This is a genomic window from Paenibacillus sp. GSMTC-2017 (genome assembly GCF_016019935.1).
Lineage (GTDB): Bacteria > Bacillota > Bacilli > Paenibacillales > Paenibacillaceae > Pristimantibacillus.
Genome location: NZ_JAECMT010000001.1, coordinates 1,288,501 through 1,313,444 on the forward strand (window position 1 = coordinate 1,288,501; position 24,944 = coordinate 1,313,444).

A 24,944-nucleotide genomic window follows, 5' to 3' on the forward strand; every position below is an offset into this window, starting at 1 on the left:
TTACCCCCTTACCAAACTCGATTCGAATGGTTGACCATTCAAAGCGGAAGAAATAATAGATTGTTGTTCTGCTGCGTGAACTTCCTGATGTCCGCTTGCCGTGCTGGAACGATCTTGACGGCCGATGTAGCGAACTTGTACTTTACCTGGCGCTAGAGCGCGAAGGCGCGGTTCCATATAAGACCAGGAGCCCATGTTTTTCGGTTCTTCTTGTACCCAAACTATTTCTTCTAGCTTATTGAATTGGCTTATAATGCGCTCAAGCTCAGCTTGTGGCAACGGGTAAAGCTGCTCTACACGAGCAACGCGTAACCATGCATATTCATCAACACTTGCGGAAGACATTGCTTCTTCCAAATCAACCATCACTTTACCAGTACCAAGAACAAGGCGTTTCACCTTATCTTTAGCCGCTTTTGCTTCCGACAAATTAAACTGAGGAAGTACTGGCTTGAAGGAACCTTCGCTAAGCTCAACGCCGTGCGACGCAACACGAGGGTTACGAATCAAACTTTTAGGTGCCATCAATACGAGTGGACGAACATTTTCAGCACCAAGCATTGCCGCTTGCTTACGAAGCAAGTGGAAGTATTGTGCAGATGTCGTTAAGTTAGCAACTGTCCAGTTGTTATCAGCAGAAAGTTGCAAGAAACGTTCTAGACGAGCGCTGGAATGCTCTGGACCTTGACCTTCGTAACCATGCGGAAGCAAGATTGCGATACCAGATTTCTGAGACCATTTTGCACGGCCTGCGGAAATAAATTGGTCAAAAATAACTTGAGCTACGTTTGCGAAATCGCCATACTGTGCTTCCCAGATAACAAACGTTTCAGGTGCAAATACGTTGTAACCATATTCGAATCCTAAAACAGCTGTTTCTGACAACGGGCTGTTATGAACCGCAAATGATGCCTTCGCTTGTGGAAGCATATGCAATGGAGAGAACTTCTCCGCAGAAGCGTTATCGTTAAGCATAATATGACGGTGAGCGAACGTTCCACGCTCAGAGTCTTGACCACTCAAACGAATCGGCGTTCCGTCAGCAAGTATCGTTGCGAATGCCAATGCCTCAGCATGTGCCCAATCAAGTTTTTCTCCATCGTTTAATCCTGTAGCACGACGTTGAAGAATACGTTGTAGCTTCGTATATTCTGTGAAACTTTCAGGACGATTAAGTAACTCAAGATTGATCTCTTTCAGTTCTTCTAAAGGAACCGCAGTGCGCACATCTTCAGGTACGATTACACCTGTCTCTTGTACTACTTTTGCTTTCGGTTTTCCTTCATTAGCTTTCATAGAGTCATAAGCAGCTTGTAGTGTTGCCGCAGTCTTAGCACGAAGCTCTTCAACTTGCGCTTCCGTTACTGCTTGCTCAGCTTTTAAATGATTGCTATAAAGCACGCTTACTGTAGGATGATTACGTACTTTTGAGTAGATTAGCGGTTGAGTTACTTCTGGATCATCCATTTCGTTGTGACCGTAACGACGGTAGCCAATTAGATCGATAACGAAACCTTTGTTGAAACGCAGACGATACTCGCACGCCAAACGTACTGCTGCAAGACAAGCTTCTGGTTCATCTGCATTAACGTGAACAATCGGAATATCGAATCCTTTTGCCAAGTCGCTGGCATAGTGAGTCGAACGAGAGTCAACGCTGTTTGTTGTGAAACCAAGACGGTTGTTTGCAATAATATGAATAGTTCCACCGTTACGGTAGCCCTGTAAGTTGTTAAAGTTTAATGTTTCTGCAACAATGCCTTCACCAATAAATGCTGCATCACCATGAACACAGATCGTTACTGCACCATGCTGATCCTGTACAGGGAAGCCTGGTTTGCTGCGATCTTCTTGTGCTGCACGAGTGAAGCCTTCAACTACTGGATTAACAAATTCTAGATGGCTTGGGTTGTTCGCTAAAGTCAATTTTGCACGAACTGTTTCCCCTTCAATTACTGCGCGATCAGCACCTAAGTGGTACTTTACGTCACCTGTCCAACCATAGTTAATTCCCATCGATCCTTCAGAAGGAATAAGTTCCTTGTTAGGGGAATGGTGGAATTCAGAGAAAATTTTCTCGTATGGTTTCCCAAGTACGTGAGTAAGTACATTCAATCGTCCACGATGCGCCATACCCATCAAAATGTGATGAGCTCCGTCATGCGCTACCGCGCGAACGATCTCGTCCAGTACCGGTACCAACATGTCAACGCCTTCAATGGAGAATCGTTTCTGACCAACAAATGTTTTGTGAATGAAATTTTCGAATTGCTCAACTTGCATTAAGCGCTCAAGTAAAGCTTCTCTTTCTCTTGCGGATAATGGAGCCGGGAATGATCCCGATTCAGCTTGCTTATTAAGCCAATTACGTTCATTTTCATCATGTATATGTGTAAATTCGTATGCTGCCGAACGGGTATAAATTTCTCTGAGTCGCACAATTGCTTCCCATCCATTCGCAAGCGTCTCAGGAGCGTTATCCCAGATCAAAGAAGCTGGAATCGATGCAAGATCCTCCTTCGTAAGTCCGAAGGTTTCTGGTTCAAGCAACTTCGTATCCGCAACCTGACTAATTCCAAGCGGATTAATATCCGCACCTAAATGGCCGTACCTGCGGATATTCAGCATGAGCTGATGTGCGGCAACGACCTTCTTCAACATATTGCTGTCAATTGGACCATTAGTAGCTGCAGTACCCGATTGTACAGTTCCGGCATTTGTTACCGGCGCAGTTGCCACTGTTGCTTGAACAGCCGTGGAAGGTGGTGCCCCCCATTGGACAAACATTTCGCGAACCGAAGCTTCAACAGCATTCGGATCATTCAGGAACAGTTCGTATTGCTCCTGGACATAACCAAGATTGGGACCATAGTAGCTTTTCCAAGGCGAAGAGTTGCGCTCATCATGGATGCTCATTGCAGAAATTCCACCCTCTCTATTCATAACCATCCTATTATTTTCTATGGCGGCTATTTCCATACATATCCGCCTAGCCTTCTCTTTCCGTAGAAAAAGAAGAAGCTCATCAACTACGATTAATGCAGTTGCGTAGCTTCTTCATATTTTATTACATTAACCGCTTGCCAACCATAATCATATTGGCATCGGTTTCATCGATTTATAGCATCAATAGCAAAAATGATATAGTTGTTATGAAAAGTGTTAACAGATACATGTTTTTTTCTTTGTACCCGTTTTCCCCATAGCTTCTGCTTTATTAATATAATCCAGTGCTAGCGGTACTTTGCATGCTGTGTTTCCGACATCAACGTTCACTTTGCCAATATGCTCTGCAACTGCTTTTGCTTCCTCTTGCAGTTCTAAAACATAGATGCCAACTGTCATAACAAAACTATTCATCGTGTATCTAACACGATTCTGCTCGCGATGAATATCTCTTTTGATGCGCTCAAGTAAGCTCCGGATTTCTGCCATCTCCAGCCTATCATCTGCTGTAATAGATATATAACCCGTGTAAGTACTCCATCCACAAGTAGCAACCATCTCTTTTGGACAATCGATCCATTCAAGTGCCAGCTCCCTAGCAAATGGACTTTCAGCAGCTACGCCTGACACTGTGTATTCAGCGAGTGAATACCAATAGGCCTCCTCTACCCATTGCTGTAGAAGTTCTTTTGAAGTCAACTTTGGATTAATACTAATACCAGCTAAATACATCGCATCAGAGTTACCAGAGGCATAGAGACGTTCTGCAAGTTCCTGATCCTTTTTTACGTATTTCACTAGTTTTTTAAGATCCCCAATTTTGACTCCAAATAAAGGCTCCATTGCACCGTGCCTCAAAAAAGTACCTTTCGTCTGCTCCGTACCCAGTCGCTCTAGCTCATGCATGATTTCATCGTATGTCACAACAATTCCTCCACTAGCCAAACTGGTTATATTTCTTACTTTTTTGTACTAGCTAGTTCAACCAACGTTCTTACCATAACACCCGTTGCACCTTTTGGCTCCCAGCCTCGCGAAGCTTCGAGCCATGCAGTACCGCCAATATCTAAATGTACCCAAGGCAGACCCTCTGCGAAATGGCCGATAAATAAGCCCCCTGCACTTGCTCCGCCGTATCTACTGCCGCTATTTTTCAAATCAGCAGCATCACTTTTAAGATTATTTTTAAATTCTGCATACGCTGGCAACTGCCACACGCGCTCCCCTGTTTGCTCAGAAGCACGTTTCACTTCTTCCATAAGCGAATCATTATTTGTAACTGCACCAGTCGCCTCATAACCAAGCGCCACCATTACTGCACCAGTCAATGTAGCTACATCGATTAACTTCGTTGCACCTCTGCGAATAGCAGTAGTTAACCCGTCAGCCAGAACAAGTCTGCCCTCAGCATCTGTATTAACGATTTCTACCGTATAGCCGCTCATCGTACGAATAACATCACCCGGCTTAAATGCTCGATCAGAAGGCATGTTTTCCGCAGTAGGTATAACCGCAACAATATTAACCTCTGCTTTAAGCTCAGCAAGTGCTTTTACAGCACCAAGTACTGCAGCAGCACCACCCATATCGGATATCATTTCTTCCATTCCTGGAGCTTTTTTAAGCGAAATACCACCTGTATCAAACGTAATTCCTTTACCGATTAAACCTAACGTTTCTGACGAATCAGAAGCACCTTTATAATGGATAACAATCATTCTTGGTGGATTAATACTACCTTGACCGACACTAAGTAAACCACCCATTCTTTGCTCAGTTGCAGTCCACTCATCAATAACTTCTATTTCCAAATCAAGTGAATTTGCAAGTTCTTCTGCATGAAAAGCTAGACGCTCTGGCGTAAGATCATTACCCGGTAAGTTCGTCAAATCACGTGCATATCCTACTCCATCTGTTATGATCTTGCCACGATTAATTCCCAGTTCCCAAACTTGTTTATTACCGTGCTTCTCGTCGAATCCTGCTTCTGGTTTGAAAGTGATTTCCTCAAGCGCAAAACGATCCGTTTGATCCTTCTTAAGAGGTTTTCTATCATGAAGTGCAAGTACTAACCCTTCTGTCAACGCTTGTGCTACTGCATCTGCACCTTTTTCTGTAATAGCAACATTTAGGATCGTAGATTGCAGAAGTACTTCTGCATGTTTTACACGAATGCTTTTTAGAGCTTTAGCTGCAGCTGCAGCCGCCCTTCTAATCCCATCTAATCCCGAACCATCTTCATAACCAACAAACACAATGTATGGAAGTTCAAATAGTCCCAGCGTAGACACTATTTCTGTTTGCTTCGGTTTTGCTTGAAACACTTCTTTGTCATACCCTTTTTTAAGTCTTGCATCAATTTCAGGATGTATAATGACGTTTGCTGGATCGCCAAATCCCTTTAATTGTTCCTCCGTAATGAATCTCACAAGCGCTTCTGGTAGTTGCCCGCCACTTCTCGCCCCGTATGTAAATGATGTTGCCATCCTTCATCCCTCGCTTTCTGCATATGAAAAAAAATCGGGGAAATAGACCCCGATTCGATTCTAAACCTTTATTCTGCTAATGGCAAATAGATGATAAATTTAGTACCGCTTCCTACATCACTGTTCACACTAATCGTCCCACCATGATTTCGAATAATACGGTAACTAACTGACAATCCAAGTCCAGTACCTTCTTGCTTTGTTGTAAAAAAAGGATCAAACAGTTTACCTTTTGTCGTTTTGTCCATACCTTTGCCATTATCTGCAATGGTTATTTCAGCATATTGTCCATTGATCGTCAAAATAATATCAATTCGACCTCTACGCTCAGTCTGAACCTCTTCGACCGCATCCAGAGAGTTTTTTACTATGTTAAGAATAACTTGCTTCACTTGTTTAATATCGATAGAGACAGTAGCTTCGGAATGATACGATTCCATTGAAATCTCGCAATTCCGTAGTAGTGCCTCACTTTCTGTCAGCATAACAACTTCCCGAATAAGAAGCTCAATTGATGTGGATTGTTTCATTGGAGCAGATGGTTTCGACGAATTAAGAAACTCATAAATAATGTCGTTAGCCCTATCTATTTCCGTCAAAATAATACGTGCATATTCTTCTTTGCCAACTTCGAGCAAATAAGGCTGTAATAATTGAATAAAACCTCGAATGCTAGTGAGCGGATTACGAATTTCATGAGCGATCGCTGCCGCGATCTTCCCAAGCATAGCGAGTTTATCATTTTGCATCGCACTTTGTTCGATTTGCTTATACTCTGAAACATCTTTTATGCTGAACAGAAAATCACCATTTAACTGATCTCCATAGGTGACCGTTGCTAATAGATGTTTCCCGTCTTTATGCTGAAACTCATAGTAACGGTTTCTCTTCATAAAAATTTCGCGATACAGTCTTAAGATCGTACGCCTCGTCTGAATATTCAACTTACTATGACGCAAGATTTGTCTAATATTGCGCCCTGCAAGTGTCTTTCTTGGAATATCAAAAAACTTAGCCATTTGCAAATTAATAAATACTAAAATTCCGTCACTATCAAATAATGCAATTCCACTATCCAAATGTTGTAATACATTTTCATATTTATTTTTTTCTTCTTCAAAAGACCGATTGGAACGTACTAACTTCTCACGAATTTCCGAGATCTTCTGATCAACCGGTAACTCTACAATATCTCCAGCAGAATCAACTTCTAACTTGAAACGAGTAGCGACCATCAACTCCATCAAAAATACAAATGAGCGATGGTATAGTTGAATGGCATCTTTTGTTTCAACATTGGCAGCTAATGCTTGTATGCATTCTTCATGAATGGCGATAATCTCTTCGTAATTAAGCCCGTATAGTTGTTTCCCCAGTTCATTTGCATGAATAAGCGATGCTTCCTTACCGCCCCGTATATATTCGGCAAGCGCCGGGAAATAACGCTTTCGAATGGCTTGCATCTACTATTCCTCCCCGGCAAACACTATAGATAATGAAATAAATTTCACTCTTCACTAATCATAGGTTTAGTTTACAAAGGCTGTCAATCGGAAATCCTGTCGAAATATACGATCTTCATAGTCGAAAAGATTCGTTTTTAAGAACATATTTTGACGCTAATTGTCGTCATTTTATAGGACTTAGAGACTGTCTCAAGATGTTAATCTTAATCTCGCTCACGTTAATTATCGTCATCATCCTCGTTATCGTTACCTTTTTGATCATGTTCTCGTTCGTCGTTTCGGCTATGTTCTCGTTCATCATCGCCATCAGATTCTCGATCCTTGTGTTCTTCATCGCGTTCATGATTATCATCATCGTCTTGATCATCATTACGTTCACTATCGCCACGATTACCACCGCGATCATTATCATTTTTTGTTTCATTTTCACGATCATCGTCATCATGATCATCATCTCGGTCATCGTCACGTTCATTGTCTCGATCTTCATCTCGGTCATCGTCATCTTTAGTCTCTTTCGACCAATCTTTCGGTTTCGCAGTAGGCATAACCGGCTTATTTTGTTTCTCCTTATCTTTATCTCTGTCCTTGCCTTTGCCTCCATCTATTTCTTTGTGCCAATCCCTATCTCTATCGTTGTTATGATCATCTTCGTCGTTATCATCATTGTCATCTCGATCATCATCGTCGTTATCATCATTGTCATTCTCGTCGTCATCGTCGTCGTTTCGATCATCTTTACCTTGATGTTTGCTCGGTTTTGATGTTGGCTTCTGAGTCGGTTTTGGCTTCAAAGTCGGATTCATAGTTGGAGGTAAGGTTGGATTTTTAGTCGGTTGCTCTGTACTCCCATCCCCAACTGAACTCGTTGGCTTCGGCTTTTCTTCCCCTCTCTCTTCCATCTCTTTTGCAAGTAATTGCTGTAACTTTTGCTTAGTTGAAGAACCATCTTTGCTTTCGACAATTTTTTCAACGCCACCAACGGGCTTCATAATGGAATCAATAGATTGATCTTTTACTTTATCCAGCGTTAGATCATATCCTTCACTTTTCGCAACTAAATAAGCGGCCAATTTGCCTGCTGATATTCCATTAGCGTCCGCTTCTGCTCGCATTTCCGCAGGAATGGACAATGTCGTAATCGATACATTTTTTGTTGTTGAGGCATGTTCTGTCAGCCAATTTTGAAGTTTACGATCTAGTTTCTTTGTCATCACAGACTCAAAATCTAAGTCCAGCTTCTTTTGCCCATCTAACAACATGCTCGTTATAAAAATATCTTTATGAGAGGAATCTAAATAATGGGCTTTACTGGCCTCCTCTAAAATAGACGCAGCGACCTTATCTACTTTCTTTCCCTTGTAAGAGAGGCCTTCAATAATTTTTTCACCGTCTTTATTTAAAGCACGAAGTTCCCGAACCTTTTCCCTTTTGTCCACACCAATTTCTATGCTTGGATTAATATCCATAGTGAGATAAGCAACGACAGGATTTGTACCTTGTAGAGAATAAGCGAGTCCAGCAAAAAGCAAAAGGCAGAACATAGCTGCAGCTCCAGCGTAACGGTAAATCGTACGATTTATACGCCTTGGTCTAAGATGTTCTTCTTCAAAGGTAATTTCTTCGCCGATTTGAGGTGAGCCTTGAAGGGGAGCACGAACAAATTGACCGTCTTGCGTCATTACAACTGCATGTTTAGTATCGATACTGACTATAACTCCACGCTTCATTTGCTCACCTCCCTGCTGCTTATCGTTTCATCACTTCTAATTCGTAAATAGTCGTTCATAAAGGGATATGTACCCGACAAAATAATAGCAATTGCAATAATATATTTCCGATTACGTTCAATCGTTTTTCTAGAAACTGCACACGCAAGAATAAGCTCCTTTATTGGCATTCTGTTCGATTGTCTAAGTACTTCCATAAGTTCAACATCATCTGCTAACTTCTTAGCAATCCCAATGAGCATAATGCGGGAATCAGAATGTTTGGGAGAAAGTTCAACTAGCTCAGCAAAAGTTATTCCATATTGCTCGAGCTCCTGACTAAGTTCACCAATTTCCAGCCTTCTGTCGTTATCCGTTTGGTTTGTTTCATGTATAGCCATCGCTTGTTTAGTATCAAGCTCATTGTAAATAGACTGATCCTCAGCCTCTGAATCAAACATACTGTAAGGGACAGCCTTCAAATGCCTTTCTTCTTTTCGGACATAGTCAATAAGCCGACGTTGTATGACGGTTTTCGCAAATCCAAGGAATGACTTTCCTGCATCACTGTCAAAGTGATTAATGGCTTCATTAAAAGCAAGCAAAGCTATACTAAACTCATCGTCACGTCCTGGCTCGATATACCTCTTACTAAATCCGCTTGTAACTTTTGCAATGTATGGATAATACTCAGCGATAAATTGCTCACGCAAATGCTCTTCGCCTTGCCTAATCTTAAGAATATACTGCTCTGGCTCTAACTTAAGCTCGGAAGACTCAGTCCCACTCGGAACCGATCTCTTCAGAAACCGCTTAAATAGCATAAGCAACAACTGCTCCACCTCGCTACTAATAATTTCGTATACTACATCCCCATTTCCGGGGGTATATATTAAAATATGTTCATAATTATTTTCAAACAAAAAACAGAAAAGCCTCCACGAGGGAGGCAAAATAAATTCCCATATTGTTATACTGAAGAACGACCACGCATAAGCTTGTTTCGCCTACTATTGAGAATACCTAGCCGCTTTTTAAGAACAAGTTGCCAATCCTTATCGTCAATTTGTTTAGCAAAACCCAATAGGTCAAGCCCCATATCAATCTGACTTCGCACGACTTCAATAGGCTCTTCATTTTCATGATTAACGCAGTTCTCTAGAAGCACCTGCTCTTCTTGCTCCACATAATCTACAAAATCCACTTCAGCCGCACCGTCTCCATGAGCATATTCAGCTAAAATATCATACTCATGTTGAGCCAAATAATGAACATCTACACGATGACAGACCGGACAAAACAGGATAGGCACATTATGAATATGTGTGCGGAAATGTTTTAGCGTCCCTCTTGTTCCAATCATACTGGCTCCACAACAAAAGCTCATGTAGACACTCTCCTTACTTTATAAGCATTCGCTTAAGTTTGCTCGAAACAAACGATCCGTAAGTATAGTCTTAATTTATTATGTATTCGCTATTATAACAGGAAATTCCTGCATCACTTCCATTTATTAAGATTTATTAATTGTCGTTTTTTGGTGAAAATGCAAAAAAGGACGTGCTCTGTCATTCGAAAATGACTAGCATGTCCCTCTTTATTATTGAAAATTATGTTAGTTTGTCGTTAATTATTTTGCAACTAAGTGACCTTGACCTGGCTTCCAGTTAATTGGGCAAAGTCCACCGGATTGCAATGCTTGCAATACACGATGTGTTTCTTCAACACTGCGGCCAACATTGTTATGGTTAACTACTTGGTATTTCACTTCGCCTTCTGGATCGATGATGAATAGGCCGCGAAGCGCGATACCTTCTTCTTCGATTAAAACGCCGTAGTCACGAGCAACACTCTTCGTGAGATCAGCAGCAAGTGGGAAGTTCAACTGACCAAGTCCATTATCGTTAACTGGAGTATTGATCCAAGCACGATGACTATGTTTACTGTCAACACTTACACCTAGAATTTCAGTATTGAGGCCTTTGAACTCTTCTGCAGCTGCACTAAGTGCTGTTATTTCAGTTGGGCAAACAAATGTGAAATCTAGTGGGTAGAAAAACAATACCAACCATTTCCCTTTGTAATCTGCAAGAGAAGCTGATCCAAAATCTTGTCCATTTCCCGTTGCTGTTTCCATAGTAAAATCTGGTGCCGGACGACCTACTAAACGTTCTGCCATGTTCAAAATCCTCCTTTTTCTATCCAAAAAATGTATAGTGAAATTCAAATCATAGGTGCGACTCTACTAAAGAATATTATCATTCCTGTAAAATAAAGTCAATGTTGTAGCTTTTATCAAATTATAATGATTTCAATTAAAATGGTAGATAGTGATCTTCTTTTTTACAGATTACTACTATTTTTTCATTGCAGCTACGATGAGATCGCCCATTGCAGTTGTTCCAATCGCCTTACTCTTATCGACTGCGATATCGCCTGTACGGTGACCTGCATCAAGCGTTTCTTTAACCGCATCTTCAATCGATTTTGCCGCATCATGGTATCCGAAAGTTAGACGGAACATAAGTGCGACTGACAAGATTGTAGCGATTGGATTCGAGATACCTTGGCCAGCGATGTCTGGAGCGGAACCATGTACCGGCTCGTACAATCCGAAACTTCCTTCACCAAGCGATGCTGAAGACAACATACCAATGGAACCTGTTAACATTGCCGCTTCGTCACTTAGGATGTCACCAAACATGTTTTCTGTGACGATAACATCAAAGCTAGATGGACGACGAAGCAATTGCATCGCACAGTTGTCTACCAAAATATGCTCTAGCTCTACTTCTGGATATTCCACAGCAATCCGATTTACTACTTCGCGCCATAGACGAGAAGTTTCAAGTACGTTTGCTTTGTCAACGGATGCTAGACGTTTATCACGTGTCATTGCAATATCAAATGCTTGACGTGCAATACGCTCAACTTCATTTACATTGTAAACACATGTATCAACTGCTTCTTCGCCATTTGCACCTTCGCGACGGAATTTCTCCCCGAAGTAAATGCCGCCAGTAAGCTCGCGCACTACGATAAGATCCGTTCCTTCGAGTACTTCAGGCTTAAGCGTTGACGCTTCTTTCAAGCAATCGAACACCGTTGCAGGACGAATATTTGAGAACAAGCCAAGTGCCTTCCGAATGCCTAATAGACCTGTTTCAGGGCGAAGCTCTTTGGAGTTGTTGTCCCATTTCGGTCCACCAACAGCTCCTAACAATACAGCATCAGCACCTTGACAAAGCTCAAGTGTTTCTTGCGGAAGTGGCGTTCCTTTCTCGTCAATTGCGATACCGCCGAACAGTCCATCTGCCGTTTCGAATTGATATCCGAACAATTCTTCCGTTCTTTTTAATACTTTTAGTGCTTCTCCGACAACCTCAGGTCCGATTCCGTCGCCGCCAAGAACGGCGATTTTTTTTACGTCTGTCATATTATTTTAACACTCCTCTATATCATTCTCAGTCTATTATCATTTGTACCATAAAAGCTATCCTAACACCAAGATATAAATTCTATTTACTTTATAGACAACACCTATAAAGCTTATAAAAAAACAGCATGGCATTGGACTTAGTCCTACCCTGCTGTCTTCCTTACGTCACTCTTTTGCCTATATACTAGATTAGGCTCATTTTATCCCGTTTACTAGGCGTTTTACTTTTATCGATTAATCGATTAACCGCATCAAGATAAGCTCGTGCACTTGCTTCCAAAATATCTGTACTTAGTCCGCGTCCCTGTGCAGAAATATCATCTTGTTTCAAAATGACATGAACTTCACCGAGTGCATCTTTACCTTGGGATACCGACTTAATCGAATAGTCTTCAAGCTCAACCGTTTCTTTCGTCGCTTGATCAATCGCGTTATAGATTGCATCGACTGAACCATTTCCTTCAGCCGTTTCCTCACGAATCTCGCCATCAACTGTACGAATACGAACCGACGCGCTTGGAGTTGATTGATTGCCATAGCTCACTTGAATCGTCTCAAGCGTAAATATTTCAGGAGTGTCGATAAGCTTTTCTTCGAGCATTGCGCGAATATCACTATCAACAACCGACTTTTTACGATCAGCTAAGTCTTTAAACTTTGCAAATGCTGTATTAACTGCCTCATCATCAAGTTCGTAGCCGAGATCAATTAGCTTCTCTCTAAACGCATGACGGCCAGAATGTTTGCCTAATACTAGTTTCGATTCTTTCAAACCGATCGTATCGGGAGAAATAATTTCGTAAGTCGTCTTCTCTTTCAGCATACCATCCTGATGTATACCCGATTCATGTGCAAAAGCGTTTGCGCCAACAATTGCTTTATTCCCCGGAATTACCATACCTGTTAGTTTGCTTACTAGACGACTTGTTTTCGCAATTTCTTTCAAGTTCAACGTAGTTTGAGCACCGAAATAATCTGGACGAGTAGCTAATGCCATAGCAATTTCTTCAATTGCTGTATTGCCCGCACGCTCCCCAATTCCATTAATCGTTCCCTCTACTTGATCAGCACCATTCAAGATAGCTGCTAGTGCATTGGCCGTTGCCATACCAAGATCGTCATGACAGTGTGCGCTTAGCTGGATTTTCTCGATATTAGGTACGTTTTCTTTTAACGTTTTGAAAATGTTGCCGAACTCTTGCGGGTTCATATAACCAACAGTATCAGGAATGTTGACTACTGTTGCACCAGCGCGAATTGCCATATCTGTTACTTGGCAAAGAAAATCAAGTTCGGTACGTCCTGCATCTTCTGGAGAAAATTCAATTTTGTCAAAATACTGCTTTGCATAACGAATCGCACGTTCAGCAGCTTCTAATACTTGTTCCTTCTCCATACGAAGCTTATGTTTACGATGAATCGGACTAGTCGCTAGAAATAGATGAATGCATGGATCTTGTGCACCCTTCAGTGCCTCTCGCACAGCATCAATGTCTCCCTCACGTGAACGAGACAAACCGATAACCGATGCGTTCTTCACTGCACGTGCTACTGCATTAACTGCGGCAAGATCGCCTGGTGATGCGGCAGGAAAACCCGCCTCAATACGATCAACACCCAATTTCTCCAATTGAAGTGCAATTTCAACCTTTTCCTTCGTGTTCAAGTTTACTCCTGGCGATTGCTCACCATCACGAAGCGTTGTATCGAAAATATAAATTTTCCGCATGTCAGCACTGCACCTCCGTGAACAGAATGATCCCGATACACGCGGAGCTCGCGTGTGCCGATGTTAGAAAACATCGACATACGCTCCGTTGGACCGGGACTTAGTTGATCTTCTGAAAACTATTATATGCGAATAATCGTTATTATTTCTTAATCCAGTGCATTAGCTCGCGAAGTTGTGCTCCCGTTTGCTCGATTGGATGAGCAGCTTCGTTACGACGAGTTGCTGTAAGCATAGCACGGCCGGATTGGTTCTCAAGAATAAAGTCACGTGCGAAACGACCGGATTGGATATCTTCCAATACACGTTTCATTTCTTTTTTCGTTTCTTCAGTAACGATACGAGGACCAGTTACATAGTCGCCGTATTCAGCTGTGTTGGAGATGGAATCACGCATTTTCGCCATTCCGCCTTCATACATAAGGTCAACGATAAGCTTAAGCTCATGTAGACATTCGAAGTATGCCATTTCTGGAGCGTAACCAGCTTCAACAAGTGTTTCGAAACCTGCTTTAACTAGTGCAGTAGCTCCGCCACAAAGTACAGCTTGCTCTCCGAATAGATCTGTTTCTGTTTCTTCTTTGAATGAAGTTTCGATTACGCCTGCACGTGTACAGCCAATACCTTTAGCATAAGCAAGGCCGATAGCCTTTGCATTGCCAGTAGCATCTTGGTGAATTGCGATCAAGCCAGGAACGCCGAAGCCTTCTTGGTATGTACGACGAACCATGTGGCCAGGTGATTTAGGAGCAACTAGGAATACATCTTTGTCTGCGCTAGGAACGATTTGGCCGTAGTGAATGTTGAAGCCGTGAGAGAACATCAAAGCTGCACCTTGCTTAAGGTTAGGTTCGATTTCTTCATTGTATACTTTCGCTTGCGTCTCATCAGGAAGCAAGATTTGTACAACGTCAGCCACTTTAGTTGCTTCTGCAACTGTCAATACTTCGAAGCCGTCTTTTTTAGCAACATCTGCTGATTTACCAGGGCGAAGACCAATAACTACTTTCAGACCACTGTCGCGAAGATTTTGCGCTTGTGCGTGGCCTTGGCTGCCGTAACCGATTACTGCGATCGTTTTACCTTGAAGTACGCCTTGATCTGCGTCTTTTTCATAGTACATTGTAACTGCCATAATAATAATTGCCTCCTTTGATTTAACCCTTTTGAGCGGGTGTTTAAGTGGAGAAACGGAATCTACTAAAGTTCCCCTCTTAAACTCCCGCTCAAAGCGGGGTGGACGATAATGATTAACTTTACGATTTAAATAGACTTTTACACATCTCTTTATTGCTTTACGTTACCACGGTTAAGCGCAGTTACGCCAGTGCGTGAAAGTTCACGGATGCCATAAGGCTTAAGTAGCTCTACCATTGCGTCAATTTTCTCTGTATCGCCTACAACCTGAACCATAAGAGAATGAGTGCCAATGTCGACTACAGCAGCTCTGAATGTCTCAACGACACCAAGAATCTCAGGCCTTGACGTCGGCTCTGCATGTACCTTGATGAGCGCTAGTTCACGTGCAACAATAGCATTCGCACTCAGATTGATGACTTTAATGACATCGATAAGTTTATAAAGTTGCTTTGTAATTTGCTCTAATGTATGATCATCGCCAGCAGTGACGATGACCATACGTGACAAACCTTGCTCTTCACTCGTACCTACAGTGATACTTTCAATATTGAAGCCACGGCGTCCGAACAATCCGGATACACGCTGCAGAACGCCGGGCTGATCGTTTACAATAACTGCGATCGTGTGCTTCTTCATTCTGCATCCCCCATGATCATTTGATCGATTGTGCTACCTTGTGCGACCATCGGATAAACGTTTTCGTCCCTACGAACGACGAATTCTACAACAGCCGGACCAGGATGGTTAAGCGCTTCTTCCCATGCCGCACGTGCTTCTTCTTTGTTCGATGCACGGAAGCCTTTTACCCCGTAGGCTTCTGACAACTTCACGAAATCTGGGCTGCCTGCTAGATCAATATGGCTGAATCTGTTCTCATGAATGAGCTCCTGCCATTGTCTAACCATACCAAGTACTTGGTTGTTCAATATAACAACTTTTACCGGAATGTTGTTAATGGCACAAATAGCAAGTTCTTGTGCGCACATTTGCATGCCGCCATCACCATTTATTGATACTACTACTCGATCTGGATTAGCCATCTGAGCGCCAATCGCTGATGGGAATCCAAAGCCCATCGTACCAAGACCACCTGATGTTACCCATGAACGAGGTTTATTAAATTTATAGTATTGCGCAGCCCACATCTGATGTTGGCCAACGTCAGTCGTTACGATTGCATCACCGTTAGTTGTTTCATGGATCATCTCCACAACCCATTGAGGTTTTAGCTCAACTTCGGAATCAATATAGCGGAATGGATATTTTGCTTTAGATTCTTGAATATGTGCTCTCCACTCGTCCGCGTTATCTGCACGAACCGCGATTTTATTCGCAAGTTCAAGTACCGTTTTTACATCGCCTACGATTGGAATATCTGTCGGAACGTTTTTGCCGATTTCAGCCGGGTCGATATCGATGTGTACGATCTTCGCCATTGGAGCGAAACCTGAGAGCTTACCAGTTACCCGGTCATCAAAGCGTGCTCCGATGTTGATAAGGAGATCAGCTGTTTGCAAGGAAGTGTTCGCAGTGAACGTCCCGTGCATACCCGGCATACCAAGCCAAAGATCGTTACCGCTTGGGAATCCACCAAGCCCGAGAAGCGTTGTCGTTACCGGAATTTGCGTCTTCGTTACGAATTCCAACAATTGTTCATGTGCACCGGAGTAGACAACACCGCCACCTGCCAGAATAATCGGTTTTTTCGCTTCAGAAATCGCTTTAACCATTTTATCCAGTTGCAACTTGTTCGGGTTAATCGTTGGATTGTATCCACGGATACTCACTTCTGTTACTGGCTTAAAGAGTGTCTTCGCCGCTGATATATCTTTTGGAATATCGATCAAAACTGGACCTTTACGACCTGTATTCGCAATATGGAACGCTTCATGGATGACACGAGATAGATCGTTAACGTCGCGAACCAAGTAGCTATGCTTCGTAATCGGCATTGTAATACCTGTAATATCGGCTTCTTGGAAAGCATCTGTACCAATTAGCGTCGACATTACATTTCCAGTAATGACAACGAGCGGTACCGAATCCATAAACGCTGTCGCTATACCAGTTACAAGATTAGTTGCTCCAGGTCCCGAAGTAGCGATACAAACTCCTACTTTACCACTTGCACGAGCGTAGCCATCAGCTGCATGAATTGCCCCTTGCTCATGTCTTGTCAATAAGTGGTTGAAATCAGGGTTGCCATGCATTGCATCATAGATATACAATACTGCTCCGCCCGGATATCCAAATACGCAATCGACACCTTCAAGCAACAAACTACGTAGCAAAATTTCTGATCCCGAGATTACCTCTGGCTTCGAGAGCCTCTCGAATAATTCCTCTTTCGACTTAAGTGTTGCACCTTGCGTTGCCATCAGTCGTCCTCCTCTCAAGAAAAACAAAAAAACCTTTCAATCCCTCAGCTTAAATGAATAAGCTGAAAGGGACGAAAGGTTTAGCTTCCGTGGTACCACCCAATTTCGTTATATATCTCCCGATATATAACCTCCATAGGTAAGAACGCTGTGCACATATCGACGTTCTACCGTTGGCACTGTAACGCTTGCCCTGCGATGCTCCCTAATACGCAACAAGTTGCTTTTCAGGAGGATAGCTCCGAGGTGAGCTCGTAGAAAAGGGATTTTGGCGTCGGTTGCAGCTAATCCGTACGCTCTCTGAGCAAAAGGGCCCTTAACACTTCGTCCTCATCAATGCCGATTTATATGACTTTTCATTATTATATGCGTATTCAGTTTATTCGTCAAGAACCATAAAAACCGATTCTTCCCAACAACTTCTCGTCGCATATCTTACTCCCAGCACATATACTAGTGTAGCCTAAGAAGGCAATATCATGCAGCGTCGTTCAATGAACATCGCTCAAGATTGGAATGATACTATGATTCGTGCTCGGAAATCGAGAACTGACGACGCTGAGCTCGTCCGCCTCATCAGAACTGAACTTATTCCAATGTCCTATACAACTCGCCCTCATGACGCTCACACAATAAGAGAAATCCCTAATCGTTTCCGCCGTGGAGTCACTTATGTAGCAACTAGAACCAAACTCGGGCCACCGGTTGCTTTTGTTAACTTCGAGGTAATGGAAACCGATCTTATTATAAATATGCTCGTTACTCATCCAGAGTATCGGGGTTACCACTTCGGTACAACCTTAATGGCTCATGCCGAGGTCTACGGTAGAGCTCATCATTGCCATGTTGTCCGATTGTTCATCGATCGAATCAATACCAGAGCTCAGCATTTCTACCATAAGCTCGGATATTTAATCGTTCGCTTCTTCCCGGAGCTTCAATGTTATGAGTTGCAAAAACCGTTGACCCCGTCATTAGCGTCTAACTATTCTCAGTTGTTATTAAAAGAATCCGCCATTTCCATGTCCAAAGCCATTCCCGCCGCAGCCGCAGCCACAACCTCCATTGAATCCTCCGCCAAAGCCACCATTAAAACCGCCGCCAAAGCCGCCACCCCAGAATCCTAATGTGCCGATAGCCAACAAATCAAATAATAAAAGTGGTATCAAAAACCATTTTGTATGCACTTTTTTACCTTTTGCACCTCGGATAGGAGCCATTATTAATTTATTCCCTTGAATTCGAAGAAGTTTGCCTTTTACAACGGTGCCGTCTTTGCGCATTGCGAAGATCGATTTGCCGACCAGCTTCTTCGCCTGTGCTCTTGTTACGTTACGCATGCAATCCCTCCTTTCCCGTTATTCTTTACTGTATTCGGGGAAGGAAGCTACTGCCTGTTTGTTTGTCCACGCCAAACAAAAAAGACCCTGCCTCTGGTCACAAATGACCAAAGGCAGGGCCCTTATAGAAAACAACGACTACGCGTTGATTTTTTGCTTAGCTACACCAGCAAGTGAGTTGAACGAGCTGATATCGTTAACTGCAAGATCAGCAAGCATCTTACGGTTAACTTCAACGCCAGCAAGTTTCAAGCCGTGCATGAACTTGCTGTAGGACAAGCCGTTAATACGAGCTGCCGCGTTGATACGAACGATCCACAATCTGCGGATGTCACGTTTTTTGTTGCGACGGTCGCGGTAAGCGTACATTAGGGACTTACCAACTTGCTCCTTCGCTGTTTTAAACAGACGATGTTTCGAACCGAAATAACCTTTAGCTAGCTTTAGAATTCGTTTACGACGACGAGTGCGGACAAAACCGCCTTTGACTCTTGCCATGGGTGGAAACCTCCTGTAGGTTGTATTTATTTAGTTTAAATTAGATGTTAGATAGACCTTGCTTCAAACGACGAACGTCGCCTGCTGCCATAAGCGGTTGAGTTGCAAGAACGCGTTTTTGACGTCCCGATTTGTGGGAAAGCAAATGGTTTTTGTATGCTTTGTAACGTTTCACTTTACCAGTACCGGTAATTTTGAAACGGTCTTTCAAGCTGCTGTGAGTTTTCATCTTAGGCATGTCAGTTATCCTCCTTAAGGTTGTTGATCAGTGGTTAGCTGTTGTTTTTTGGTGCCAAAATCATAATCATGCTCCGGCCTTCCAGCTTAGGAGCGCGCTCGACATTGCATATTTCGGCAACCTCTTTGGATAAACGATCAAGAATCCGTTGTCCGATCGAAGCATGCGTGATTTCACGTCCACGGAAGCGAACAGAAGCTTTAACTTTGTCGCCTTCGTTAAGAAACTTCACAACATTACGGAATTTCGTCTGGTAGTCATTTTCCTCGATGTTAGCGCGGAACCATACTTCCTTAAGATCAACGATCTTCTGGTTTTTGCGAGCTTCTTTTTCTTTCTTTTGTTGCTCATAACGGAACTTGCCATAATCCATGATGCGGCATACCGGCGGCTTAGCCGTCGGTGCGACGTTCACCAAGTCCAAATTAAGTTCAGTTGCAAGTTGGATCGCGTCGCGAATCGATTTAATGCCGATTTGCTCTCCGTCCGCGCCAACCAAGCGCACTTCTCTGGCCCGGATCTCATCGTTGATTTGATGTTCTCTGCTAATAACGTGCCACCTCCATAGTGGAATGCTAATGTTTAATTTCATACAAAAAAATGCGGGTTCGCTCGAACCCGCATCTCATAACCGTTCATTGATTCTGCTAAAGTCAATTCAATATGGAATTGACAGCATACTCATTCGATTATCGCAAACCAGTCAGCCAAGCCGAAAGGTGAGAAGCGGGTGCCTCTTCTTGTGCGAACATTTTCAATTGCAATACTGATACACTATATCATAAAAGTTTTATAAGTGTCAACAGCCTATTTCCCTTGAACTTCTTCAATTCGAACGACACGTGTATGCTGTGTATGGCTCCACGTTTTGTTATTCTGAGTGAAGAATGCATAGAAAGTAATTGGCCACCAGGAGATAAGGAAAAACGGAAGTGTAAGCAAGTGTGCGTACATCTTGCGCGATTTAACTTTCTCCAGCATAAGAGCTGCAGGGAATTGCAACACTGTAGCAAGAATAGCAACTAGCATTAACCACCAAGGCAAATAGCTATAGATGGAATGAATCACATCTTTTGATGGCAATGCCACGTCGATCCACAGCCCCACTGTCAAAACAAATCCAAGCAGTGTGTTATAAACCGAAACCGTATAAATTGCTGCATCAAATTTGACCATGTTACGTTCTTTAATACTAGCCCATAACAACGGGAAGAAATAGTTACGCGCTACATTGAAGTGACCTTGCATCCAGCGCAAACGTTGTTTTGCAGATGCCCGGAATGATACCGGCTTCTCATCGAATACTTTTGCATCATAGTTTAGAATTGGATATACGCCTCTTTGAACACAACGCATCGAAAACTCCAAATCCTCAACCAGACTTGTCGCACCCCAGCCCATGTCTTTAAGCAAGTTGGACTCAAAGCACATACCTGTTCCACCTAGGAAGTTACTCATCTTCAAATTCGTTCTGGATAACTGCCATAGTCGGTTACAATACCAATAAGTAATTGCATATGCTGCCGTAATCCATGAATCATCTGGATTTTTTGTATCTAAGTAGCCTTGAATAACTTGATGTCCTTCACAAAGGTCATCGTTCATAAGTTGCAAGAAATCAGGGTTAACCAGGTTATCAGCATCGAACATTACGACAGCGTCGTATTGGCGAGGCATACCCCATAGTTTCTTGAGCATCCACTCAATCGCATAGCCTTTACCTCGAAGATTTTGATTCGAGCGCTCACAAGCAGTAACGTCCATGCTGCGAGCAATATCAGCAGTTTTGTCTGTACAATTATCGCAAATTACAAATACGTCATATAATTCTTTTGGATAATCTAATTTTTTTAAGTTTTCTAAAAGAGCACCGACGACTTGCTCCTCATTGTGTGCAGCTACGAGCACTGCAAACGATTTTCTAGGCGCATGCCTTTTTCTGCTTTTGTTTTTCATAAAACCGAATAGCGAGAGTGTAAATTGATACACTGCGACAGAAGCGAGCATTACTTGAAGCACAATAAATACAACACTTAAGATCATACGGTACTGCCCCCTTGAAACCCCTTTTTTTGTAGCTTGCGTCTATTCTCTATGTTTGTTTGACCAAGCTTTCTTTTACAGACCTAAGTTACGATGTTTGATTTACTGATTTTCCTCTGAAATGATCACTTTGTCAAAATGAGAATACGGCGTAATTAGGCTTAATTCAGCCAGAAAAACGCTTGCATCCATACACAAAGTTCACTTCCCCTCTGTTTGCTTCGCTTCCGTCTTATTCTCAACCATTTCCTTCATTTTTAGCACGAATGTCCTCATTTGTTTCACAACTATTAATATTTATTAATGTTTGTGTCGAAATTTGTCGTTTCATATTGTTTATATGCTCGTTATCAGCTTTTCCATCCTTTGCAATTTGTAACACGAGAAATCGAACAGTTAATGGAAAAATTCATTTAGATGTCATCTGAGCCTTGGAAATGAAGTGACAAATGCAACGATGTTGGGTAATTTGGAATAATCACCTTAGGGAAATGTTTAGAACGAAATAATAAAATAAGGCGGCCTAACGATCATGTTAGACACCGCCTTACCACAAAATCTGTTTGTTAAGCTTCTTCTTCCTCTGAACCTGAATCTTGTTCCGCTTGGGCTGATTCCAAACGCGCTGTTTCAAGTTTGCGAGCACGATGATTCCGAAGTGCTTCTTCACCGATTACAACTTCTACGCGATGAATAGGCTGACCCTTCTGCATAAACTTCATCTCATATTCCGTAAATACTAAGTCTTCGCGAGGCCCGTCTTTGTGCAGGTGAAGTGAAATGTTTCTCATAATAAGTTCCATATCAGCAAAGCTGTTGAGTGAGAACTCGAACAACGATTGCGAGTCAGTCTTAAAATGAATTTCTCCACGTTCGTTCAATATTTCAATATATTTCGACACGAATCGCTCGTGTGTCAGTCTACGACGTGCATGCTTACCCTTTGGCCAAGGATCACTGAAATTCAAATAAACTCGTTCAAGTTCACCAGGTGCAAACATTGTCTCAATTCCTTCAATATTTGCGCGCAATAGCGCTAAATTTGGAGGATTATCTACTCCTTTTTCTTCCCAAGCAATACGAGCTTTTTCACTACCACGACGAAGTAGCTCATCGTACATGTCCACCCCTACGAAGTTAATATGTGGGTTACGAACGCTCATTTGACTAATAAATCTGCCTTTTCCCATACCTAGCTCTACATAAATTGGGTTGTCGTTCCCAAAGAACTCACGCCATTTCCCCTTATGAGGAGTAGCATCTAGAATGACCAATTCTGGCTGGCTCTCCAAACTTTCCCTAATCCCTTTTCTTCCTCTTAAACGCATATGATATATCTCCTTCAATGTGAACTAGTAAGCTAGCGAGTTAATGAATCAGTCCTTATTGTGCCCAACATTGACAGGATTGTAAAGCGTTTTTCGCGCAAAAGAAAAGCCACTGCCTCTTGGCACGCGGCTTACGACTGTATTGAGATGTATATCCGATAGATTAACTTAGCAATTGATACGGAATAGGCGCGTTATCTCGCATTTCCTTCTCCCAAGTATCCGAGAGCACTTCGTTCAGTTTTTTTCGGGCAGATATTTTCACTTCATGGTTTGCAATAAATTGAACACCTGCAAGTGCCATAAGCTCCTTGACGGTTAATTCAACAGTTACTTTCTCATCACCATTTGGAATTTTTGTCATATTCATTTCACATCACCCCATCGATTTATTTTCTCATTATTTCCATTTAATCGACTTTTCATGTGTGCGTTTTCATTTTATACATGTAAGGTTTTTTTGTTGATTTGTCGCACTTTTAATTTAACATATCATGTTAGGTTTTGCAAGCCTAAATCCTTCTGGACACTTGTACATTTCCAATTATGTAAATATCCGAATATGATGCTGTAGCAATAAGATAAACGATGGCTTTTCGCTCTTCTTTTCGCTAAAATGAAGGTTGAATGTTTTGAAAGAAGGGAAATAACATGATTCAATTACACTCGTCGCCATCTGAGCCAATGCTTTGGGGAGATAAAAGATTTCATACATGGAATTACGAAATGCGAGAGCAATTCGGTTGTAAAGTGTTTAAAGTTACATTGGATGCAGGTTTCACTTGCCCAAATCGTGACGGTTCTATCGCTAAGGGAGGCTGCACTTTTTGCAGCGCAAGAGGTTCAGGCGACTTTGCAGGAAGTCGGCGTGATGATCTCGTCACTCAGTTCAATACGATTCGAGACCGTCAACATCAAAAGTGGCCCGATGCTAGTTACATCGGATACTTCCAGGCTTATACGAATACGTATGCACCTGTCGAGGAGCTACGTGAATACTACGAGGAAATATTAAAGCAGCCAGGCGTTGTCGGTCTATCGATCGCAACCCGCCCTGACTGTTTACCTGACGATGTTATTGACTATTTAGCTGAGCTAAACGAGCGTACTTACTTGTGGGTCGAGATGGGGCTACAAACCGTCCACGAATCAACCTCAGAACTTATTAATCGTGCGCATGATACTACATGTTATCTCGACGCTGTACGCAGATTACGCGAACGAAATATTCGAGTATGTGCTCATATTATTTATGGCTTACCGCAAGAAACACATGAAATGATGCTTGATACTGGTCGTGCTGTCGCCCGCATGGACGTACAAGGCATTAAGATTCACTTACTCCATCTCATGCGCAAGACACCAATGGTGAAGCAATATGAAGCTGGACTGCTACAATTTCTAGAACAGGATGAATATATTAAGCTTATTGCAGATTCACTTGAATTTTTGCCGCCTGAGATGATCGTTCACCGACTAACGGGCGATGCCCCACGTGATTTGCTTATCGGTCCAATGTGGAGCGCAAAGAAATGGGTAGTACTAAACGCTATTGATGAGGAGCTCCGTCGCCGCAATACTTGGCAAGGTAGGCTCTGGCAGTCGGAGGGATAGACAAAATGGGGTTTTTATCTGTACTTAGTATGGCTCATAAGTGGATTGCGGAACGCGCACTTTCTGGTGATACTGTTATTGACGCAACTGCAGGTGGAGGAGTCGATACACTCGCGCTTGCCGAACTCGTTGGACCAAAGGGGCGCGTATACGCCTTTGATATTCAGCCGTCAGCACTAGAACGAACACGCGAGCGACTAGTTCCGTTATCCGAAAGCGGCCGAATGCCTGATCTTCGTCTGCTGTTGCAAGATCATGCTGGAATGGTTGATGCTGTGGACCCGGATGATGTAGGAAAGGTCGCAGCAATAATGTTTAATTTGGGTTATTTGCCCGGAGGCGATCAAAGCGTCATTACGCAACCCGAAACGACTATCGAGGCACTACAAGCAAGTTTAACGCTACTTCGTGCTGGTGGCATCGTAACTTGTGTCCTCTACCCTGGTCATCCAGGAGGGGAACAAGAAGCGGCGGCTGTTGAAGATTGGGCTGCTAGCCTTCCTCAATCAGTTGGTCAAGCAGTTATTTATCGCCAACTGCAACGAACCGCTGCTCCTTACGTAATTGCTATTGAACGAAAACGATAGTTA

The 24,944-nt window shown here is 42.7% G+C and carries 22 protein-coding genes and 1 pseudogene; 3 read left to right on the top strand and 20 right to left on the bottom strand.

Features of this window, described 5'->3' with window-relative positions:
• The 13 genes from I6N90_RS06000 to ilvB all read right to left on the bottom strand — a co-directional run bounded on the left by I6N90_RS06000 (position 1) and on the right by ilvB (position 17,293).
• Positions 1-2,916 (bottom strand): 2-oxoglutarate dehydrogenase E1 component, encoded by a 2,916-nt coding sequence (locus I6N90_RS06000; protein ID WP_197934550.1) that lies wholly within the window; start codon positions 2,914-2,916, stop codon positions 1-3.
• A 246-nt stretch (positions 2,917-3,162) separates the two neighbouring features.
• Entirely contained in the window at positions 3,163-3,870 is a 708-nt protein-coding gene (locus I6N90_RS06005; protein WP_197934551.1) for a DNA alkylation repair protein, read from the bottom strand.
• Between the two features lie 35 nt (positions 3,871-3,905).
• Entirely contained in the window at positions 3,906-5,432 is a 1,527-nt protein-coding gene (locus tag I6N90_RS06010; RefSeq protein ID WP_197934552.1) for a leucyl aminopeptidase, read from the bottom strand.
• A gap of 68 nt (positions 5,433-5,500) precedes the next feature.
• Entirely contained in the window at positions 5,501-6,895 is a 1,395-nt protein-coding gene (locus I6N90_RS06015; RefSeq protein ID WP_197934553.1) for an ATP-binding protein, read from the bottom strand.
• Positions 6,896-7,116: 221 nt separating this feature from the next.
• A complete protein-coding gene (locus I6N90_RS06020) occupies positions 7,117-8,628 on the bottom strand; it encodes an anti-sigma-I factor RsgI family protein (protein WP_197934554.1) in 1,512 nt (503 codons plus the stop codon).
• On the bottom strand, positions 8,625-9,530 hold the full coding sequence (gene sigI / locus I6N90_RS06025; RefSeq protein ID WP_232242553.1) for an RNA polymerase sigma factor SigI: 906 nt from the start codon (positions 9,528-9,530) through the stop codon (positions 8,625-8,627). The genes I6N90_RS06020 and sigI overlap by 4 nt, the downstream gene beginning before the upstream one ends.
• A gap of 47 nt (positions 9,531-9,577) precedes the next feature.
• Positions 9,578-9,994 (bottom strand): hypothetical protein, encoded by a 417-nt coding sequence (locus tag I6N90_RS06030; protein ID WP_197934555.1) that lies wholly within the window; start codon positions 9,992-9,994, stop codon positions 9,578-9,580.
• Between the two features lie 243 nt (positions 9,995-10,237).
• Complete coding sequence (locus tag I6N90_RS06035) at positions 10,238-10,786, bottom strand: peroxiredoxin (RefSeq protein WP_197934556.1); 549 nt, start codon at positions 10,784-10,786, stop codon at positions 10,238-10,240.
• A gap of 177 nt (positions 10,787-10,963) precedes the next feature.
• Positions 10,964-12,043 (bottom strand): 3-isopropylmalate dehydrogenase, encoded by a 1,080-nt coding sequence (gene leuB / locus I6N90_RS06040; protein ID WP_197934557.1) that lies wholly within the window; start codon positions 12,041-12,043, stop codon positions 10,964-10,966.
• Between the two features lie 187 nt (positions 12,044-12,230).
• Positions 12,231-13,775 (bottom strand): 2-isopropylmalate synthase, encoded by a 1,545-nt coding sequence (locus tag I6N90_RS06045; RefSeq protein ID WP_197934558.1) that lies wholly within the window; start codon positions 13,773-13,775, stop codon positions 12,231-12,233.
• Positions 13,776-13,917: 142 nt separating this feature from the next.
• Positions 13,918-14,910, bottom strand: coding sequence for a ketol-acid reductoisomerase (ilvC, locus tag I6N90_RS06050; protein WP_197934559.1), 993 nt, complete (start codon positions 14,908-14,910; stop codon positions 13,918-13,920).
• Between the two features lie 152 nt (positions 14,911-15,062).
• Positions 15,063-15,551 carry an acetolactate synthase small subunit gene (gene ilvN / locus I6N90_RS06055; RefSeq protein WP_197934560.1) on the bottom strand — a complete coding sequence of 163 codons (489 nt, stop codon included), beginning with the start codon at positions 15,549-15,551 and terminating at the stop codon, positions 15,063-15,065.
• Positions 15,548-17,293 (bottom strand): biosynthetic-type acetolactate synthase large subunit, encoded by a 1,746-nt coding sequence (ilvB, locus tag I6N90_RS06060; protein WP_197934561.1) that lies wholly within the window; start codon positions 17,291-17,293, stop codon positions 15,548-15,550. Before ilvB ends, ilvN begins: the two co-directional genes overlap by 4 nt.
• 596 nt (positions 17,294-17,889) lie before the next feature.
• Here ilvB and I6N90_RS25410 point away from each other — a divergent pair.
• Positions 17,890-18,144 (top strand): annotated as a pseudogene (locus I6N90_RS25410) (GNAT family N-acetyltransferase); the annotation flags it as partial.
• Positions 18,145-18,294: 150 nt separating this feature from the next.
• On the opposite strand, the gene I6N90_RS06065 reads toward I6N90_RS25410, so the two are convergent.
• The 7 genes from I6N90_RS06065 to I6N90_RS06095 form a co-directional block, all read right to left on the bottom strand.
• Positions 18,295-18,633 carry a hypothetical protein gene (locus I6N90_RS06065; RefSeq protein ID WP_197934562.1) on the bottom strand — a complete coding sequence of 113 codons (339 nt, stop codon included), beginning with the start codon at positions 18,631-18,633 and terminating at the stop codon, positions 18,295-18,297.
• A 138-nt stretch (positions 18,634-18,771) separates the two neighbouring features.
• Positions 18,772-19,131, bottom strand: coding sequence for a 50S ribosomal protein L20 (gene rplT, locus I6N90_RS06070; protein ID WP_197934563.1), 360 nt, complete (start codon positions 19,129-19,131; stop codon positions 18,772-18,774).
• Between the two features lie 40 nt (positions 19,132-19,171).
• Positions 19,172-19,369, bottom strand: a complete 198-nt coding sequence (rpmI, locus tag I6N90_RS06075) for a 50S ribosomal protein L35 (protein WP_197934564.1) — start codon at positions 19,367-19,369, stop codon at positions 19,172-19,174.
• Positions 19,370-19,403: 34 nt separating this feature from the next.
• Positions 19,404-19,961 carry a translation initiation factor IF-3 gene (gene infC, locus I6N90_RS06080; protein WP_197934565.1) on the bottom strand — a complete coding sequence of 186 codons (558 nt, stop codon included), beginning with the start codon at positions 19,959-19,961 and terminating at the stop codon, positions 19,404-19,406.
• Between the two features lie 215 nt (positions 19,962-20,176).
• Positions 20,177-21,409, bottom strand: a complete 1,233-nt coding sequence (locus I6N90_RS06085; protein WP_197934833.1) for a glycosyltransferase family 2 protein — start codon at positions 21,407-21,409, stop codon at positions 20,177-20,179.
• 569 nt (positions 21,410-21,978) lie between these two features.
• On the bottom strand, positions 21,979-22,740 hold the full coding sequence (trmB, locus tag I6N90_RS06090) for a tRNA (guanosine(46)-N7)-methyltransferase TrmB (protein WP_197934566.1): 762 nt from the start codon (positions 22,738-22,740) through the stop codon (positions 21,979-21,981).
• Between the two features lie 163 nt (positions 22,741-22,903).
• Positions 22,904-23,110, bottom strand: a complete 207-nt coding sequence (locus tag I6N90_RS06095) for a hypothetical protein (protein WP_197934567.1) — start codon at positions 23,108-23,110, stop codon at positions 22,904-22,906.
• A 281-nt stretch (positions 23,111-23,391) separates the two neighbouring features.
• Here I6N90_RS06095 and I6N90_RS06100 point away from each other — a divergent pair, with 281 nt between their 5' ends.
• Positions 23,392-24,354, top strand: coding sequence for a TIGR01212 family radical SAM protein (locus I6N90_RS06100; RefSeq protein ID WP_197934568.1), 963 nt, complete (start codon positions 23,392-23,394; stop codon positions 24,352-24,354).
• Positions 24,355-24,359: 5 nt separating this feature from the next.
• Positions 24,360-24,941 carry a class I SAM-dependent methyltransferase gene (locus I6N90_RS06105; RefSeq protein ID WP_197934569.1) on the top strand — a complete coding sequence of 194 codons (582 nt, stop codon included), beginning with the start codon at positions 24,360-24,362 and terminating at the stop codon, positions 24,939-24,941.
• Positions 24,942-24,944: the final 3 nt, after the last annotated feature.